Raw genomic sequence first — 17,588 nt, forward strand, 5'->3', positions numbered from 1 at the left:
CCGCTGTCCGCAGCCTCATCGACGGCGACTTCGCTATCGCCTGAACAACAGCTCGCGCCAACCCCGTGAGCAATTACCAGAAAACAGCGCAACCAGCGGAAAATAGGTCTTGTGATTTCGCGGTATGAAATCCCCAGGCTCGTCGATTCGGCTCTCTGACTTGCATCCGCGATAGAGGGGAGCATCGAAGATTACAGTCAACTCATCTACCGTGTAGGGCCGCCGGGATGGACTGTCTTCATCACCATCTTTGTCTGGCAAAACCACAACTCGCCGGGTTGGATTGTCGTGCGCAAGATGATTCGGAATGGCAAACTCATCAAAAAAGCAACTAACGTTACTGATATAGCGGCTAATAGTGTCCTGCTTTAGGAAATTTCCATCCCCCTTGTCGCTCGGAGTGTCCATCAACAATTCATGAAACCTCTGCAAATCACGGGTGTCGATTAGGCCAACAGCCTTGCCATCCAGCAAATCCGTAAGAATTCGAAAACAACGCCTGTAATTATACACACTACTTCTGCTAAGATTCCTCTTTTCAAGAAATTCATCGAGGAATTCGGAAATCGGAAGCCTCGCCTTTTCATCCAAGCCCTTGAGCGGATTGGGGGTGACCTGCGCCGCGATCGCCTCCATGCGTTCAATGATCACGCTGATCTGCTCGGACGGGACGCCCGGAGCCGCTCCCCGGGCGAGAGCTTGTTGCAGGCCACGGTTCACCGTCTCCAGCTCGGCCGCCTTCACGTGCGCTTTGGTCCCGGCCAGCGCCGTCCGGATCGTGGCGGCGTGGTGACGGAACTCGGCCTGTTGTTCCGGCGGAAGCTTATCGAGGTGTTCGATGAGCATCGCCTCGGACCACTCAGTGGCCCGTTTCATGAATTCGAGAAACGCTTCGGCATCCGCCGGGAGGCTGGTCATGCGCAGTCTCGCCATGAGGGTCTGAACCGCCGCATGAATGATGGCGGCGCGAGACTTTGCCGTGACCGGACAGGCGGTGCCAAGCGCCTTCTTCAACTCTCTCCGTCCGCCCAGCAACGGCACGAGGTCTCGGGGAACCCGCACGCGATAGGAGTACGTTGCGCCACGTCGGAGGAGGAAGGATTGCAAGCCCACGGCGACCCCACTGGTACACACGAGTGGTACACAGGGCCGTTCCGGCTTCCGTAAGTGCTTGAGTTGGCTCACGCGCGGAAAATGGCGTCCCCAAGGGGATTCGAACCCCTGTCGCCGCCGTGAAAGGGCGGTGTCCTAGGCCTCTAGACGATGGGGACCGCGTGGACGCGAGAGAACTAGCGGGCGGACGCCGACAAATCAAGGCCTTTTCTGCACGCCCGCCCGCACGCTCAGCCGCCGGCGGGGCGACCCGGCGTCAGGTCGGGGCGGGGCGGCACGGTCACCGGTCCCAGCTCGCGCTCCAGCGCCTCCGCCGCCGCCTTGGCGGCGGCGCGGTCGCTTTCGAGGGAGCGCAGGTCGCGCTGGCGCTCCGCCACGGTGGGGATGTCGGTGGGGCGCTCGGGCACCGTCGCCAGGTTGGGATAGGCCTTCTCCTCGCCCGTCATCGGGCGGACCGGCGTCTCGGGCAGGTCGCGCCGCGCGCCGGTCAGGCCGCCGACCAGGCCGGTGTCCAGGGTGCGGTCGCTGCACCCCGCCGCCAGCAGGCCAGCCGACAGCGCCGCCGCCGACACGACCGCCGACACGACCGCCGCCAGCGCCGCCGGCGCCCGGCGCCCCATCCCACGAACCCGCATCCCGCTCCCCACACCCATGCGACCCCCGCCCTGCTGCCCGCCCGTCGGCGCGAGCGGAAACACGAAACCTTAACCGGACGCGTGTATGACGCCCCTGCACCATCCGGCAACGACCCGTCGCGGACCCCGGTTCCGCCGATTCCGGTCGAACCGCCGGCCCCCGGCACACGAAGCCCGTTTCAAAAACCAGCCGGCTTTGTATAAACCTGAGCTTGCCCCAACCTGAAGCCCAAACGCGACCAAAAAGGACCGCACCCATGGCCGAAAACCAGGCCCCCGACGTGAAGCTGCCCGATCCCGTCGAGCTGTCCCGCGCGATGGCCCGCATCGCCGAGCAAAGCCAGCGCCTCGTCACCGAGTTCCTGGCGCGCCAGACCGGCGACGGCGCCGCGGCGGGGAACCCCGACCCCATGGGCATCGGCAGCGCGTTCCTGGAGATGACGACCCGCCTGATGGCGGACCCGGCCAAGCTGATGAAGGCGCAGATGTCCCTGTGGCAGGACTATCTGACGCTGTGGCAGCGCACCACCCAGCGCCTGCTGGGCCAGGAGGCGCCGCCGGTCATCACCCCGGCCAAGGACGACCGCCGCTTCAAGGACGCGGCCTGGGACGAGAACACGCTGTTCGATTTCATCAAGCAATCCTACCTGCTGTCGGCCCGCTGGATGCAGTCCACCGTCAACGAGGTCGACGGGCTGGACGACCACACCGCCCGCAAGGTCGACTTCTACACCCGCCAGTTCGTCGACGCCATGGCGCCCTCCAACTTCGTCATGACCAACCCCGAGGTGCTGCGCACCACCGTGGAATCCGGCGGCGAGAACCTGGTGAAGGGGCTGGAGCATCTGCTGAAGGACCTGGAGCGCGGCAAGGGCGAGCTGCGCATCTCGATGACCGACTACGACGCCTTCCAGGTCGGCAAGAACGTCGCGGTGACGCCGGGCAAGGTCGTCTTCCAGACCGACCTGATGCAGCTCATCCAGTACACGCCCACCACCGCGCAGGTGAACAAGCGGCCGCTGATGATCGTGCCGCCCTGGATCAACAAGTACTACATCCTCGACCTGCGCGAGAAGAACAGCTTCATCAAGTGGGCGGTCGACCAGGGACACACCGTCTTCGTCCTGTCCTGGGTGAACCCGGACGAGACGCTGGCGCGCAAGTCCTTCGAGGACTACATGTTCGAAGGCCCGCTGGCGGCGCTGGAGGCGATCCGCACGCAGACCGGCGAGGAGGACGTCAACGCCATCGGCTACTGCCTCGGCGGCACCCTGATGGCGGCGACCCTCGCCTACATGGCGGCCAAGGGCGACGACCGCATCAAGTCGATCACCTTCTTCACCACCATGACCGACTTCGCCGAGGCCGGCGAACTGTCGGTCTTCATCGACGAGGAGCAGCTCTCCTTCCTCGAGAGCCAGATGAACGAGAAGGGCTATCTCGACGGCTCGAAGATGGCCACGACCTTCAACATGCTGCGCGCCAACGACCTGATCTGGTCGTTCGTCGTCAACAACTACCTGCTGGGCAAGGACCCGTTCCCCTTCGACCTGCTGTACTGGAACAGCGATTCCACGCGCATGCCGGCGGCGATGCACAGCTATTACCTGCGCAACATGTACCAGAAGAACCTCCTGGTGCAACCCGGCGCCCTCACCCTGGGCGGCGTGCCGATCGACCTGCGCAAGATCAAGACCCCGTCCTTCTTCCTCTCCACCCGCGAGGACCACATCGCGCCGTGGAAGAGCACCTACGCGGCCACGCAGATCTTCGCCGGCCCGGTCAAGTTCGTGCTGGCGGCGTCCGGCCACATCGCCGGCGTCGTCAACCCGCCGGCCGCCGAGAAGTACTGCTACTGGACCAGCACCAAGCTGCCGAAGGCGGCTGACGACTGGCTGAAGGACGCCCAGCCGACCCCGGGCTCCTGGTGGCCGGAGTGGAACCGCTGGGTGGGCAAGCACGCCAACGGCAAGGTCGAGGCGCGCGACCCGGCCAAGGGGCCGCTGCCGGCGATCGAGGAGGCCCCCGGCGCCTACGTCAAGGAACGCATCGTCTGACCGGGCTTCCGGGACGGCCGCCGGGGACACGCGGCCGTCCCCGCCGGCCGGCCCACTCCGCGACCGGCGCGCCATGAAAAAAGGCCCCGGGGGATCGCTCCCCCGGGGCCGTTCTCGTCGCGCCGGACGACGTTCGTCCCGTGATCAGGACGACGGCATGTTGGCGCCGCGCGGCAGGATCTGGCCGCGGCGGTTCGACGGCTCGCGGACGTTCGGGCCGGTCTGGACCAGCAGCTGCGTCTCGCCCACGCCCTCGGTGGTGATGCTGGCCGCGGGGATGCCCTTGGCGACCAGCGCCTGCTTGATCGAGGCGGCGCGGCGCTCGGACAGGCCCTGGTTGTAGGCGGGCGGGCCCGACGTGTCGGTGTGGCCGATCACGTGGATGCGGGCGTTCTGCCCGGTGCCCACCGCGGCGACGACGTCGGAGATGATCCGGTCGGCGGCCGGCGTGATGTTCGACTTATCCCAGTCGAAGAACACCTGGTACTGCGGCTGCACGGCCGGCGCCGCCACCGGGGCGGCGGTCACCGGGCACGGATAGCTGCCGGCGTGCAGGACGGGGGTCCCGCCGGCGCTCATCACCGGGAGGTTCGCCGCCGTGAGGACGGGATTGCACCACTGTGCGGTCTGAGCGAATGCCTGAGACGCGAAGCCGGCGATGATGATCGCCGACGCCATGGCCAGTCCGTTTCGCATGCTGCTTTTCATCTGTTCTATCCTCCGGTTACCCTCAGCATCTCGATGCGACCGGTGCGCAACGTGCCCGGCAACGCCACGGCAACCGTCCTAACGCGCCACCGTTGACCGCGATCCCAAAATGACATAGGGATCGAAGCCGTTCCTTCCCATCGTCCGGAAGCCCTACAGGACTCTCCGCCTGGGCACGAAACCGCCGGGATCACACCTACCACCGCACTGGCCGTTCGTCGAGTGGGTACCCCAGCGAAAGCGGCCTCATGTGTCCCGATAGACACGGGCGAGGTCGACGTAGAGGTTCGCCAGGCGAGCGAATTCGGCACGGTCCCCCTCCTCGACGTCGCGCAGCCGCCGCGCCGGGCTGCCCGCCCACAATTCCCCGGCGCGGACGCGCTTTCCCGGCGTCACCAGGGCCCCGGCGGCGACCATCGCCTCCGACTCGACGAGGGCGTCGTCCATGATGCAGGCCTTCATGCCGATGAAGCAGCCGGACTCCAAGGTGCACGCATGCAACAGCGCGAGGTGCCCGACTGTGACATCGTCGCCGATGTAGGTCCCCTGTCCTGTCGAGGAGACGTGGACGACGGTGCCGTCCTGGATGTTGGTGCGGGCGCCGACGACGATGGCGTTGACGTCGCCGCGCAGGGTGCAGCCGAACCAGACGCCGCAGTCGGCGCCGACCGTGACGTCGCCGATCACCGCCGCGGTCGGGGCCACGTAGGCGCTGGGGTCGATGCGCGGCCGCACGCCGCGGAACGGCAGGATGACACCGGACATGGAGGCCTCCTCGGACGCCCGCCGTCCCCCGCCCCGCCCGGCGACGGGGCGGGGGACGGCCGTGCTCAGGGGAACAACGGCGCCTGCTCGAGCCCCGTCGTCTCGCCCAGGCCCATCAGGACGTTCATGTTCTGCACGGCCTGGCCCGAGGCGCCCTTCACCAGGTTGTCGATGACCGAGACGATGATGGCGCCGCGCGCGGTGCGGTCCGGGAACACGCCGATCAGGCAGTGGTTGGAGCCGCGCACGTGGCGGGTGGCCGGGGCGACGCCGGGCGGGACGACGCGCACGAACGGCTCGCCGGCGTACTTGCGGTTCAACGCCTCGCGCAGGTCGTCGGCGTTGGTGCCGTCGGTCATGCGGACATAGATGGTCGCCATCATGCCGCGGTTCATCGGCACGAGGTGCGGCGTGAAGGAGACGGTGAGCGGGCGGCCGGCGGCGAGGCGCAGCTCCTGCTCGATCTCCGGCATGTGGCGGTGCGAGCCGACGCCGTAGGCGTTGAAGCCCTCCGACACCTCGGCGAACAGGTTGGCCTGCTTGGCGTCGCGGCCGGCGCCGGAGACGCCGGACTTGGCGTCGATGACGATGCCGCCGGGCTCGATCATCTCCTCCAGCAGCAGCGGCACCAGGGGCAGCAGCGAGCAGGTGGGATAGCAGCCGGGGTTGGCGACGACCCGGGCCTTGCGCACGCCCTGCCGGTTCAGCTCGGTCAGGCCGTAGGCGGCCTCCTTCTGCAGGGCGGGGGCGCGGTGCTCGTGGCCGTACCAGGTCGCGTACTCGGCGACGTCGGCCAGCCGGAAGTCGGCGGACAGGTCGACGACGCGCAGGCCGTTGGGGATGCCGGCGACGATCTCCTGGGTGGTGCCGTGCGGCAGGGCGCAGAACACCAGGTCCAGCCTGTCCCAGGGGACGTCCTCGATCTTGACGAGGTCGGGCAGCCCGTGGCCGGCGAGGTGGGGGAACACCTCGGCGATCGGCTTTCCGGCCTGGCGTTCGGCGGTGAGGACCGTCAACTGCGCCGCCGGATGGCGCAGCAGCAGGCGCACGAGTTCGGCGCCGGTGTAGCCGCTGGCACCGAGGATGCCGATGCGGATCGGGGTGAGGTCGTTGGCCATGGGATCTCTCTCGACACGCTGGACGCTGCCCGCGGGGGCAAGGACGATAACACGAAAAGGGGGCGCCCCGCGCGGGACGCCCCCTTTTCCTGACGGTGAACGGCGGGGCCGGTCGCGCTTAGCGCTTGGAGAACTGGAAGCTGCGGCGGGCCTTGGCGCGGCCGTACTTCTTGCGCTCCACGACGCGGGCGTCGCGGGTGAGGAACCCGGCGGCCTTCAGCGGCGGCCGCAGGGCCGGCTCGTAGTAGGTCAGCGCCTTGGAGATGCCGTGGCGCACGGCCCCGGCCTGGCCCGACAGGCCGCCGCCGGCGACGGTGCACAGCACGTCGAACTGGCCGGCGCGGTCGACCAGCGAGAAGGGCTGGTTGATCATCATGCGCAGCACCGGGCGGGCGAAGTAGACCTCCAGGTCGCGGCCGTTGACGGTGATCTTGCCGGTGCCCGGCTTGACCCACACGCGGGCGACGGCGTCCTTGCGCTTGCCGGTGGCGTAGGCGCGGCCGAACTTGTCCAGCTTCGGCTCGGCGGTCTCGGCGGGCGCGGCCTCGGTGCCGGTCGCACCGGCAGCCTGCAGATCCTTCAGGCTGGAGATGGTGGTGGTGACCTGAGCCATGGGATTACGCGCTCCGCTTGTTCTTCGGGTTCATCGCGGCGATGTCGAGCGCGGCAGGCTGCTGCGCCTCGTGCGGGTGGGCGGGGCCCTTGTAGACCTTGAGATGGGTCATCTGGCGACGGCCCAGCGGCCCGCGCGGGATCATGCGCTCGACCGCCTTCATGATGACCCGCTCGGGGAAGCGGCCGTCGAGGATCTGGCCCTTGGAGCGGCCCTTGATGCCGCCGGGATAGCCGGTGTGCCAGTAGAAATAGTCGTCGCGGCGCTTGTTGCCGGTCAGCTTCACCTTCTCGGCGTTGACGACGACGATGTGGTCGCCGCAATCCATGTGCGGGGTGAAGGTCGGCTTGTGCTTGCCGCGGAGCATGTTCGCCAGGATGCTGGCGAGCCGGCCGAGAACGACGCCGTCGGCATCGACGACGTACCACTTCTTGTCGATGTCGGTCGGCTTCAGATTGAAGGTCTTCATCGCCACACTCGTTCGCGTGAATCGTGGATCGGCGGACCGCCGGATCCCGCGGCGCCGAAGCGGCCGGTTTTGTACGGGGACGCAGGCCCCGAGTCAACCGAAAAAAACACCAGCATATTCAAGGTGTTGGCAGAGAGGTATCAGGATACCGTCCGGCAAAGAGCATTGATCTCAAAGGATCTTTTACGGACCCGCGGAATCGTGGTATCCCGCTACCGCGACGGTGACCGGGTCGTGGGGCGGGATGGAGTAGGTCCCGGTGGCGTGGGCGACCGGCTCGGCGGAGCCCTCGGAGAACAGCAGGATCTCGCCATAGGCGAGCCGCTTGCCGAGCTTCAGCACGCGCGCCTCGCACAGCAGCGCCACCGGGGCGGGGCGGCGCAGGAAGTTGATGGTCATCGAGGTGGTGACCGCCAGCTCGACCCGGCCGATCAGCGACAGGACGGCGGCGTAGAGCGCCACGTCGGCCAGGCCGAACATGGCCGGCCCGGTGACCGTGCCGCCGGGCCGGACGAAATCGTCCTTGTAGGGCATGCGCATGCGCACGAAGCCGGCCGCCAGCTCGTCGATGACGATGCCGAAGTTGCCGACGAGCGGCACGCCCTCGCGGATCAGCGCCTCCAGGTCGGCCGCGGCGATGGCGGGTTGCTGTTGGGTCACGGGCTGCCCTCCCCTGTCGTCTTCGTTGGCGTCGGCCCATCGTAGCGCACGCCATACGGAACCGCACGGTCCGGCGTGCGGCGGGTGCGCCGCCCGCACGCCGGCGGACGGCGTCCCCTCCCCCGTTCCCGGCGCGGCCGCGGCGAGCAACGCTGCCATCCCGCGGCGGACGTTGCCGGATCGATTGATATACTAGTACTGTGCGCAACCCATTCCCTCAGGATGCGACATCGTGGATTCCCTGGAGAGGCCGGCGGCGCCCGTCATCGACGCGGCGGGAGCGTCCGCACGGGCGGGCGTGGCGTGGATGGTCGCCACCACCTTCCTGTTCGTCAGCCAGGACGCCATAACGCGCGTGCTGGTGCAGAGCTACCCCGTGCTCGAGGTGGCCTGGGCGCGCTTCGCCGTCCACCTCGTGCTGGCCGCCGCCCTGGTCGGCTGGCGGGCGCCGGGGCTGCTGGTGTCGCGGCGGCCGGGCCTGCAGCTCGTGCGCTCGCTGATGCTGCTGACCGTCACCCTGCTGATGATGACGGCGCTGGGGCTGCTGCCCTTCGTCGACGTCACGGCGATCCTCAATTCCACGCCGGTGCTGATCACCGTGCTGTCGATCCCGTTGCTGAAGGAGACGGTGGGCTGGCGGCGCGGCCTGGCGGTGCTGGCGGGGTTCGCGGGCGCCCTGCTGATCGTCGGGCCGGCCAGCGGCGCTTTCCAGTGGACCGTGCTGCTGCCGCTGAGCGCCGCGGTGGCCAACGCGCTCTACCAGATCATCACCCGCATGCTGAAGACCAGCGACCCGACCCTGACCACCTTCTTCTACACCAGCGTCGTCGGGACGGCGGTGTGCTCGGCCGCGCTGCCGTTCGTCTGGGAGACGCCCGACCTGACCGCGGCCGGGCTCATGCTGCTGCTCGGCAGCCTGGGGGCAAGCAGCCATTTCTGCATGATCCGCGCCTACACCGCGGCCCCCGCCGCGGTGGTGGCCCCCTTCGGCTACACCACCCTGGTGTGGGCGACGGGCTGGGGCGTGCTGGTGTTCGCCGAGGTGCCGGCCTGGACGACCCTGCTCGGCGCCGGGGTGATCGTCGCCAGCGGCATCTACATCCTCTACCGCGAGCAGGTCCGCGCCCGGCCGGCGCGCCGTCCGTGAGGCGCCGCCCCGGCGCGCATTGCACAAGCGCGGAACGTCCTTTCCGGAGTTTATACAAGCCCGCCGTTCCGGATTCCCGTTGAACTTTGCCGCGCCTTGCCGTCTGATGCCCCGGCCCGCCCCGGCGGGCGACCGATCGACGAAGGAGGGGAGCATGGCGATGAGCGCGACCGGCGCGCCCTGCGGCGACACCGAACCCCTGGTCCGGCGCGCCGACCGCGACGGGGTGGCGACGCTCACCCTGAACCGGCCCGGCGCCCGCAACGCCCTGTCGCTCGCCATGATGCGCGCCCTGACGGCGGCGCTCGAGGCGGCGGCGGCGGACGCGGCGGTGAAGGCGGTGGTGCTGGCCGGCGCCGGGCCGGCCTTCTGCGCCGGCCACGACCTCAAGGAGATGCGCGCCAACCCCGACCGCGCCTTCTACGAGGAGACCTTCGCCACCTGCACGGCACTGATGCTGACGATCCAGCGCGTGCGGCCGCCGGTGATCGCCCGCGTCCACGGCGTCGCCACCGCCGCCGGCTGCCAGCTCGTCGCCACCTGCGACCTCGCCTACGCCGCCGACGACGCCCGCTTCGCCACGCCCGGCGTCAACATCGGCCTGTTCTGCTCGACGCCGATGGTGGCGCTGACCCGGGCGGTGGGCCGCAAGGCGGCCATGGAGATGCTGCTGACCGGCGAGATGGTCGACGCCGGCCAGGCCGTGCGGATCGGCCTGATCAACCGGGCGGTGCCGGCCGAGCGGCTGGACGCGACGGTGGCGGACGTCGCCGCGACCATCGCCGGCAAGTCGCCGCTGACCCTGGCGGTCGGCAAGGAGGCGTTCCACCGCCAAGTCGAGATGCCGACCGCCGAGGCCTACGCCTACGCGGCGGAGGTGATGACCCGCAACATGCTGGCGCGCGACGCCGAGGAGGGGATCGACGCCTTCCTCGCCAAGCGGACGCCGGTGTGGTGCGGCCGATGAGCGGGGAGCGGCCGGTGGACCACGACAGCTACAGCGACGACTTCATCCGCGGCGTGCTGGAGCGCGTCCGCTCCATCGCCGTGGTCGGCGCCAGCGACGATCCGGTGCGGGCCTCCTACTTCGTGCTGAAGTACCTGAAGGACAAGGGATACCGCATGATCCCGGTGAACCCGAAGCTGGCCGGCCGGGAGATCCTGGGGGAGCGGGCCTACGCCGCGCTGGCCGAGCTGCCGGAGCCGCCCGACATGGTCGACATCTTCCGCAACGCCCGCGCCGCCGACGGCATCGTCGACGAGGCCATCGCGGCGGGCGCCAAGGTGGTGTGGATGCAGCTCGGCGTGCGCAACGACGCGGCGGCGCGCCGGGCCGAGGCGGCCGGCCTGACCGTGGTGATGAACCGCTGCCCGAAGATCGAGTACCAGCGCCTGTTCGGCGAGATCGGCCGGATCGGCGTCAACTCCAACGTCCTCTTCGGCGCCAAGCGCCCCGTCAAGAGCTTCAAGAAACTGATCTGATCCAGGACCAAACGAGGGGGGATCGCCTTATGAGCGAGCAGAAGACGTTCGGCTTCGAGACCCGCGCCATCCATGCCGGGGCGGCGCCCGACCCGGCCACGGGCGCGCGCCAGGTGCCGATCTACCAGACCACCGCCTACGTGTTCGAGGACGCGGACGAGGCGGCGTCGCTCTTCAACCTGCAGAAGGTCGGCTACATCTACTCCCGCCTGACCAACCCGACGGTGTCGGCGCTGGAGGAGCGGATGGCCAACCTGGAGGGCGGTGCGGGCGCCACCTGCACCGGCTCCGGCCACGCCGCGCAGATGCTGGCCCTCTTCCCGCTGATGGGGCCGGGCGACGACTTCGTCTCCTCCAACAAGCTCTACGGCGGCTCCATCAACCAGTTCAAGAACAGCTTCCCCCGGGCCTTCGGCTGGAAGGCGACCTTCGCCGACTTCGACGACCTGGACGCCGTCCGGCGCGCCATCGGCCCCAACACCAAGGCGCTGTTCTGCGAGAGCCTGGCCAATCCCGGCGGCGTCGTCAGCGACCTCGAGGCGCTCGGCCGCATCGCCGCCGACGCCGGCATCCCGCTGATCGTCGACAACACGCTGGCGACCCCGTACCTGTGCCGGCCCATCGAGTGGGGCGCCACCCTGGTCGTGCACTCCACCACCAAGTTCCTGTCCGGCAACGGCACGTCGCTCGGCGGCGTGGTGGTCGACAGCGGCACCTTCGACTGGTCGAAGGACGGCAAGTTCCCGGCCCTGTCGGAGCCGGAGCCGGGCTACCACGGCCTGCGCTTCCACGAGACGTTCGGCCACCTCGCCTTCACCATCCACGGCCACGCCGTGGGGCTGCGCGACCTCGGGCCCAGCCAGGCGCCGCTGAACGCCTTCCTGACCCTGAACGGCATCGAGACGCTGCCGCTGCGCATGGAGCGCCACTGCGCCAACGCGCTGACGGTGGCGCGCTTCCTGGAGAGCCACCCCGCGGTCGCCTGGGTCAGCTACGCCGGCCTCGACTCCTCCGCGTACAAGGCGGCCGCCGGGAAATACCTGTCCAAGGGCGCCGGCTCGGTCTTCACCTTCGGCCTGAAGGGCGGCTACGAGGCCGGCGTCAAGCTGGTGGAGAGCGTCGAGCTGTTCAGCCACGTCGCCAACCTCGGCGACAGCCGCTCGCTGATCATCCATCCCGCCTCGACCACCCACCGCCAGCTGCCCCCCGAGGCGCAGGCCGCCGCCGGCGCCGGACCGGAGGTGATCCGCCTGTCGATCGGCATCGAGACCGCCGACGACATCGTCGCCGACCTCGACCGCGCCCTGCGGGCGGCCGGCTGACGGTCGCCCGCCCCTCCCCCTTTGGAGAGGGGGAGGGGCGGCGCGGTGGGCGTATCCGCGCCCAACCCGACCCTTCCCTTGACTCCGACGCGGACGGGGTGGACCCTACACGAACGGTCGCACCGACCCGACCGGACGCGCCGACCACGCCGGGGGAAGCCGCATGACTCTCGTCCGCACCGCCAGCGTGGCCGTGGTGGCCGCCGCGGCCGGCCTGGGCCTCGCCGGCTGCGCGGGAATGCCGGTGGCCGTGAGCGTGGCGTCCCTCTACGTCGACACGGTGCTGTTCCTGCGCACCGAGAAGTCGGCAGGCGACCATCTCATCTCCGCCGTCGCCGAGCGCGACTGCGGCCTCATGAACATCCTGCGCAGCGGCCGCCTCTGCGAGGACGCGCCGCCACCGCCCCTGCTCGTCGCCGTCATGCGCGAGGTCGAGGGGGCGCCGCCGGACGGCCCGGAGAGCGGCGGCGGCGCCCCGCCCCGCACCGCCGCCGCGCCGGACGGCGTGGAGGTGGCGGCGGCGCCGGTCGGCACGGTCAGCGACGCCGACCCGCCGGCCACACCGTCTGCGGTCGCACCAACTGCGGTCGCACCGTCAGCGGCGGGCGGGGTGCCGACGACGACCGCCGCGGAGGCCCCCGTCGCCGGCACCCGCACCGTCGTCGCGGCGGCGGTGGACGCCCCCACCGGAATCGTCGGCCCGGCCGGCACGCCCGCGTACCATGCCGCCGGACGCCTGCTGGTGGTCGTCGGCAGCTTCACCCGCCGCGACCAGGCGGAGGAGCACCGGCGCCGCTTCGGCCCGGGCACGCTCGTCGTCGAGGCGGTGGTGGACGGGCGCACCCGCTACCGGGTGGCGCTCCCTCCGGCCGGCCGCGCCACCGCGCTGCGCCAGCTCGGCCGGGCACGGGCCGGGGGAATCGCCGACGCCTGGCTGCTGCCGTGGGACGGTGCCGTCCCGAGCGCCAGCGCGCTGGCGGCCCTGCCCGCCGCCGACGGGCCGGACCGCCTGTGACCGACTTTCCGTGACCGGAGGCGCCGGCCGGGCGAGCCGGCCGAACGGAGGCCGCGTCAGTCGCCGCCGGCGGGCGCCGCCCCGACGCCGGCGGCCAGCGCCACCGGTTCGCGCCGCTCTCCCGGCAGCAGCAGCGCGGCCAGGAAGGCCGCCCCGACCAGCAGGGACAGGGTGGCGTAGAGCATCTGGAAGCCGCCGAACCGCTCATAGAAGAAGGCGACCATCTGGATGGCGACCGGGCCGGCGCCGAAGGACAGGATGAACTTGGCGCCGAAGGCCAGCCCGCGGTGGCGGCCCGGCGTGAAGCGGGCCAGCAGCAGGCTCTCCGCCGGGATCTGCACCTGGGAGGCGATCACCACCAGCGCCGCCGCGCCGACCAGCGGCACCCCGGCCAGCACCGCCAGCGCCGCCATCAGCGGCACCTGGGCGAGCAGGCACAGCACGTAGATGCGCTTCACCGGATAGCGGTCGGCGAGATGGCCGCCGATCAGCTGCGGGACCGCCGCCGTGAGGTAGACCGCCGTGACGAGGCCGCCGATGCCGAAGGTGCCGCCGCCCACCAGCCCCGCCAGCCGCTCCTCGAACAGCTTGGGCAGGACCACCTGCATGGCGCTGAACATGAGCCCGGCGGACACCATGGTCACCGAGAGCACGAAGAAGGCGCGCACCACGTCGCCGCGCGCCGGCGCCGGCTGCGGCTTGACGTCGTTGCTGCGGTCGACCACCAGCCCGGCGGCGATGCAGGCGGCCAGCGCCGCCCCGACCACCAGGCTGAGCACGCCGGGGACGATGAAGGCGGCGCGCCAGGACCACAGATCGGTGAGCCCGCCGGCGACCACCGCCGCCGAGGCCACGCCGACGGTGCCGAACAGGCCGAGATAGCCCAAGGCGCTGCCGCGGTTGGTGGCGTTCTTGACGACCCACGACATGCCGATGGGGTGGTAGATGGAGGCGCCGAGGCCCATGAGGGCGAGGGCGATCCACAGGGCGTCCGTCCCGTCGGCCAGGCCGGCGGCGATCGAGCCGATGCCGGTGACGACGAAGAAGATCGCCATCATCCGCGAATCGCTCCAGCGGTCGCCGAGCCAGCCGGCCAGCGGCGCCGTCAGCCCGATCATCAGCGAACCCAGCGTCCACAGCCGGATCAGCTCGTCGTAGGGCACCTTCCATTCCCGTTCGAGGACCAGCACCACGGTCATGAACAGCCCGGTGATGACGTGCATCAGGGCGTGCCCGACCCAGGAGAACGCGACGGCGAGGCGGGCGGACGTGTTGGTCATCGAACGTCTCCGCAGGTGGATGGTTCGCCGGACCATCTCACGGGCCGCGGCGGCCCGTCCAGCGGCCGCACCGCATGGCGGTCATGCCGTCTCCCGGCGCAACCAGGCGAGGTAGGCGGGGCTTCCCAGATCCACCGGCAGCGCGACGACGCAGGGGACCTCGTAGCTGTGCAGCGCGCGCACCCGCTCCGCCAGCCGGTCGAACAGGCCGGCCGTGGTCTTGGCGACGAAGGCGACCTCCTCGGCCGTTTCCACCGCCCCCTCCCAGCGGTAGATTGAGGTCATCGAGCCGAGGAGGTTGACGCAGGCGGCCAGCCGCTCCTCCACCAGCGCCCGGCCGATCGTCTCGGCCTCGGCGCGCGAGCCCGCGGTCATGTAGACGAAGACGAGGTCCTGCCCGGCCATCTCCCACCCCCGATGCTGCAAACGCCACGAAATGTCCCTAGAATGGCCCGACTCTGCCACAGCGACGCCGAGGCGGCCAATGCCCCGATCGCCCGACCGCGCCGACCCCCGCCCGCCGACCGACGCGGAGGCGGCGTGGCTGCGCCGCGGCCTCGACCAGCCCGGCGGCAAGCTGCCGCTGTTCGACGAGGACGGGCAACGGGTCAGGGCGCGGGTCGTCCGCGTCTGCCTGGAGCGCGGCTGGGCCGAGCGCTGGTTCGCCAACCCCCTGAAGCCGGACTGGCTGGTCTGCCGGCTGACCGCGGCGGGACGCGACGCGCTGTTCGGGCGCAGCCGCATCATCGCCATCGACTTCCGCCGTCCCCAGGCGACGGGCGGGACGGATCGCGGCGGCGCCTGTTGACGGGTCGTCGACCCCGCACAGGAGGGAGCCATGTGGAAATGGGCCAAGCGCTACGCCCTGCTCAAGGGCGTGATGCGGATGCTGCGCCGCCGCGGCCGCTAGAGCGGGATCGCTTCTGGCCGGATCGACCAGAAGCGATCTTGCTCTAACCGTGCCGTCCGGGCCCGACGAGGTCCGGCCCGGACGGGCCCGGTCACGCCCTGCCCACCGCCGTGCCGCCGGCGCGGTCGATGGCGCCGAGCCGCGCACGGATCTTGGCGACGACACCGTCCACCAGCGCCTCGGCCGCCCCCTCGGCGACGCCACGGCGGGCCAGCAGCGCCAGCGTCACGCGGCGGTAGCCCTGGAGGGCGGCGTCGCGCAGGTCGTGGGGCACGCCGGCGAGATAGGCGGCGAGGCGCTCGGCCGCCTCGTCGGCGGCGATGCCGACGGCCGGCGAAGCGAGGCCGGCACGGGCTGCATCGGGTAGGGTCTGCATGCCGTTCTCCGTTGTCTGCAGCCTCCGAGATGGGGTTGCGGACCATCGGGATCAGCACGCACCATGGGAGCAGAGCCGAATGCCCCGCCCCCTCCTGTTGGGGCCGTTCGAGCGCCCTCCCCCTCCCCTTCGCTCCACAGGATCGCCGGAAGCCGGGCCGGCGACCGGCGAGGCTCCCATACGAAAGGAGGCGCCCCTCCGGTCAGGCGGCCCGGATGCCGTGGAGGAAGGTCTCCACCTCCCGGCGGAGCAGATCCGACTGCCGGCTCAGCCCGTCGGCGGCGTCGAGCACCTGCTTGGCCGCCGTCCCGGTGTGACCGGCGGCCTGGGTCACCTGGCCGACGTTGCTGGACACCTCCTCGGTCCCCCGCGCCGCCTCCTGGACGTTGCGGGCGATCTCCTGGGTGGCGGCCGTCTGCTCCTCCACGGCGCCGGCGATGGCAGTCGCCACCTCGTTGATGGCGGCGATCGTGCGGCCGATGCCGTGGATCGCGCCGACCACCCCGCCGGTGGTCTGCTGCATGGCCGTCACGTGGGCGGCGATCTCCTCGGTCGCCCTGGCGGTCTGGTTGGCCAGGCTCTTGACCTCGGAGGCGACGACGGCGAAGCCCTTGCCGGCCTCGCCGGCGCGCGCCGCCTCGATGGTGGCGTTCAACGCCAGCAGGTTGGTCTGGCTGGCGATCGAGTTGATCAGCTCGACCACGTCGCCGATCTTCTGCGCCGCCTCGTTCAGCGCCCCGACGTTGGCGTTGGTCTCCTCCGCCTCGCGCACCGCCCGGCCGGCGATGTCGGTGGAGCGGGTGACCTGGCCGGCGATCTCGCGCAGGGTGCTGGCCATCTCCTCGGTGGCCGTGGCGACGGTCTGGACGTTGGCCGAGGTCTGCGCCGCGGCGCTGGCCGACGCGGTGGCCTGCTGGTTGGTCTGGTCGGCGATGGTGGCCATGTCGTGCGCCGTCCCGTCGAGCTGGCGGGCGGCGCTGCCGACGCTTCCGAGGATGCCGCCGACCGTCGCCTCGAAGCGCTGGACCAGCTCGTCGAGGGTGGCCGCGCGCCTGGCCTCGGCGGCGTGCTCGGCGAGCTGTTCGGCGGCGAGCCGGTCGGCGCGGATGGCGTTCTGCTTGAACACCTCCACCGCCTGCGCCATGGCGCCGATCTCGTCCCTGCGGTCGAGCCCGACCACGGTGACGTTGCGGTCGCCTTCGGCGAGCCGGCGCATGCGCTCGGTCATGTCGACGATCGGCCGGGCGATGACGCGCCGGGCCAGCAGGGCGACACCGATCCCCAGCACCAGGACGAGGGCGACGCCGATGCCGACCGCCAGATAGGTGGTCGTGAACGCCTGCTGCTGGGCGACGGCGCTCGCCGCCAGCCGGGTCTTCTCGGCCTCCGCCACCTCGGAGGCCAGGGTGCGGATCACCGCCGTGTGCACGTCGCCGGTGCCGACGGACTCGAGCATGCGCGCCTCGTTCACCGTGTCGGGGTGCCGCATCAGGCGGAACTGCCGCGCCACCACCTCGTCGTGCCAGCGGGCCACCAGCGCGCCGGCCCTGGCGAGACGCTCCTGCTGCACCGGCTGCGCGGCGGTCAGGGTCTTCAACTGCGCCAGGGTCTCGTCGAACCGGCCCCGGGCGGCACGGTACGGGTCGAGATACGCGGGGTCGCCGCTCAGCAGGAAGCCGCGCAGCGCCGTCTGCTGTTCGGCCAGCGCGGCGGTCATCCGGTCGGCCTCGTCGACGACGCGGTACGCGGTCACGGTGGCCGCGACGCTGCCCTCGATCGCCACGACCTGGGTGTAGGAAATCCCCGCCATCGCCGCCGTCGTCAGCAGCACGGCCAGCACCGCCCCGATCACCTTGGCGGCGATCTTCAGGTCGTTCACCTTCTTGAACATCGGTCCCTCCCGGGCGTGTGTGATGTG

The 17,588-nt window shown here is 70.5% G+C and carries 19 protein-coding genes and 1 tRNA gene; 7 read left to right on the forward strand and 13 right to left on the reverse strand.

Going from position 1 to position 17,588, the window contains the following annotated elements; all coding sequences use genetic code 11:
- Window positions 1–33: 33 nt before the first annotated feature.
- The 3 genes from ACSBPG_RS28875 to ACSBPG_RS28885 form a co-directional block, all read right to left on the reverse strand.
- Window positions 34–1,185 (reverse strand): DUF6538 domain-containing protein, encoded by a 1,152-nt coding sequence (locus tag ACSBPG_RS28875; protein ID WP_435540708.1) that lies wholly within the window; start codon window positions 1,183–1,185, stop codon window positions 34–36.
- Window positions 1,186–1,195: 10 nt separating this feature from the next.
- A tRNA-Glu gene (locus ACSBPG_RS28880) sits at window positions 1,196–1,271 on the reverse strand.
- Between the two features lie 72 nt (window positions 1,272–1,343).
- Window positions 1,344–1,748 (reverse strand): hypothetical protein, encoded by a 405-nt coding sequence (locus ACSBPG_RS28885; RefSeq protein ID WP_435540709.1) that lies wholly within the window; start codon window positions 1,746–1,748, stop codon window positions 1,344–1,346.
- A gap of 257 nt (window positions 1,749–2,005) precedes the next feature.
- Between ACSBPG_RS28885 and ACSBPG_RS28890 the strand changes: the two genes are divergently transcribed.
- A complete protein-coding gene (locus ACSBPG_RS28890) occupies window positions 2,006–3,805 on the forward strand; it encodes a PHA/PHB synthase family protein (RefSeq protein ID WP_435540710.1) in 1,800 nt (599 codons plus the stop codon).
- A 144-nt stretch (window positions 3,806–3,949) separates the two neighbouring features.
- On the opposite strand, the gene ACSBPG_RS28895 is transcribed toward ACSBPG_RS28890, so the two are convergent.
- The 6 genes from ACSBPG_RS28895 to ACSBPG_RS28920 form a co-directional block, all read right to left on the reverse strand.
- Window positions 3,950–4,513 carry an OmpA family protein gene (locus ACSBPG_RS28895; RefSeq protein ID WP_435540711.1) on the reverse strand — a complete coding sequence of 188 codons (564 nt, stop codon included), beginning with the start codon at window positions 4,511–4,513 and terminating at the stop codon, window positions 3,950–3,952.
- 246 nt (window positions 4,514–4,759) lie between these two features.
- A complete protein-coding gene (locus ACSBPG_RS28900) occupies window positions 4,760–5,278 on the reverse strand; it encodes a gamma carbonic anhydrase family protein (protein ID WP_435540712.1) in 519 nt (172 codons plus the stop codon).
- A 65-nt stretch (window positions 5,279–5,343) separates the two neighbouring features.
- Window positions 5,344–6,396 (reverse strand): N-acetyl-gamma-glutamyl-phosphate reductase, encoded by a 1,053-nt coding sequence (argC, locus tag ACSBPG_RS28905; RefSeq protein ID WP_435540713.1) that lies wholly within the window; start codon window positions 6,394–6,396, stop codon window positions 5,344–5,346.
- Between the two features lie 118 nt (window positions 6,397–6,514).
- The gene (gene rpsI / locus ACSBPG_RS28910; protein ID WP_435540714.1) at window positions 6,515–7,009 is read right to left on the reverse strand and encodes a 30S ribosomal protein S9; all 495 of its coding nucleotides are present in this window, start codon (window positions 7,007–7,009) and stop codon (window positions 6,515–6,517) included.
- A 4-nt stretch (window positions 7,010–7,013) separates the two neighbouring features.
- Window positions 7,014–7,478, reverse strand: a complete 465-nt coding sequence (gene rplM, locus ACSBPG_RS28915; RefSeq protein ID WP_435540715.1) for a 50S ribosomal protein L13 — start codon at window positions 7,476–7,478, stop codon at window positions 7,014–7,016.
- A 183-nt stretch (window positions 7,479–7,661) separates the two neighbouring features.
- Window positions 7,662–8,138: a PaaI family thioesterase gene (locus ACSBPG_RS28920; RefSeq protein WP_435540716.1), complete on the reverse strand. Its 477-nt coding sequence runs from the start codon at window positions 8,136–8,138 to the stop codon at window positions 7,662–7,664.
- A gap of 232 nt (window positions 8,139–8,370) precedes the next feature.
- Here ACSBPG_RS28920 and ACSBPG_RS28925 point away from each other — a divergent pair, with 232 nt between their 5' ends.
- The 5 genes from ACSBPG_RS28925 to ACSBPG_RS28945 all read left to right on the forward strand — a co-directional run bounded on the left by ACSBPG_RS28925 (window position 8,371) and on the right by ACSBPG_RS28945 (window position 13,104).
- Entirely contained in the window at window positions 8,371–9,285 is a 915-nt protein-coding gene (locus ACSBPG_RS28925; RefSeq protein ID WP_435540717.1) for a DMT family transporter, read from the forward strand.
- A 160-nt stretch (window positions 9,286–9,445) separates the two neighbouring features.
- Window positions 9,446–10,252, forward strand: coding sequence for an enoyl-CoA hydratase (locus tag ACSBPG_RS28930; protein WP_435540759.1), 807 nt, complete (start codon window positions 9,446–9,448; stop codon window positions 10,250–10,252).
- A complete protein-coding gene (locus ACSBPG_RS28935; RefSeq protein WP_435540718.1) occupies window positions 10,249–10,767 on the forward strand; it encodes a CoA-binding protein in 519 nt (172 codons plus the stop codon). The genes ACSBPG_RS28930 and ACSBPG_RS28935 overlap by 4 nt, the downstream gene beginning before the upstream one ends.
- Before the next feature lie 29 nt (window positions 10,768–10,796).
- Window positions 10,797–12,089, forward strand: a complete 1,293-nt coding sequence (locus tag ACSBPG_RS28940; protein ID WP_435540719.1) for an O-acetylhomoserine aminocarboxypropyltransferase — start codon at window positions 10,797–10,799, stop codon at window positions 12,087–12,089.
- Window positions 12,090–12,252: 163 nt separating this feature from the next.
- Window positions 12,253–13,104 carry an SPOR domain-containing protein gene (locus ACSBPG_RS28945; RefSeq protein WP_435540720.1) on the forward strand — a complete coding sequence of 284 codons (852 nt, stop codon included), beginning with the start codon at window positions 12,253–12,255 and terminating at the stop codon, window positions 13,102–13,104.
- Between the two features lie 56 nt (window positions 13,105–13,160).
- On the opposite strand, the gene ACSBPG_RS28950 is transcribed toward ACSBPG_RS28945, so the two are convergent.
- Window positions 13,161–14,384 carry an MFS transporter gene (locus ACSBPG_RS28950; protein WP_435540721.1) on the reverse strand — a complete coding sequence of 408 codons (1,224 nt, stop codon included), beginning with the start codon at window positions 14,382–14,384 and terminating at the stop codon, window positions 13,161–13,163.
- Between the two features lie 81 nt (window positions 14,385–14,465).
- Entirely contained in the window at window positions 14,466–14,789 is a 324-nt protein-coding gene (gene cutA, locus ACSBPG_RS28955; RefSeq protein ID WP_435540722.1) for a divalent-cation tolerance protein CutA, read from the reverse strand.
- A 79-nt stretch (window positions 14,790–14,868) separates the two neighbouring features.
- Between cutA and ACSBPG_RS28960 the strand changes: the two genes are divergently transcribed.
- Window positions 14,869–15,192, forward strand: coding sequence for a hypothetical protein (locus tag ACSBPG_RS28960; RefSeq protein WP_435540723.1), 324 nt, complete (start codon window positions 14,869–14,871; stop codon window positions 15,190–15,192).
- Between the two features lie 193 nt (window positions 15,193–15,385).
- Here the strand turns inward: ACSBPG_RS28960 and ACSBPG_RS28965 are convergent, their stop codons facing one another.
- On the reverse strand, window positions 15,386–15,670 hold the full coding sequence (locus ACSBPG_RS28965) for a hypothetical protein (protein WP_435540724.1): 285 nt from the start codon (window positions 15,668–15,670) through the stop codon (window positions 15,386–15,388).
- A gap of 202 nt (window positions 15,671–15,872) precedes the next feature.
- A complete protein-coding gene (locus ACSBPG_RS28970) occupies window positions 15,873–17,561 on the reverse strand; it encodes a methyl-accepting chemotaxis protein (protein ID WP_435540725.1) in 1,689 nt (562 codons plus the stop codon).
- Window positions 17,562–17,588: the final 27 nt, after the last annotated feature.

The sequence above is a fragment of the Azospirillum sp. ST 5-10 genome, from assembly GCF_051225715.1.
Classification (GTDB): Bacteria; Pseudomonadota; Alphaproteobacteria; order Azospirillales; family Azospirillaceae; genus Azospirillum.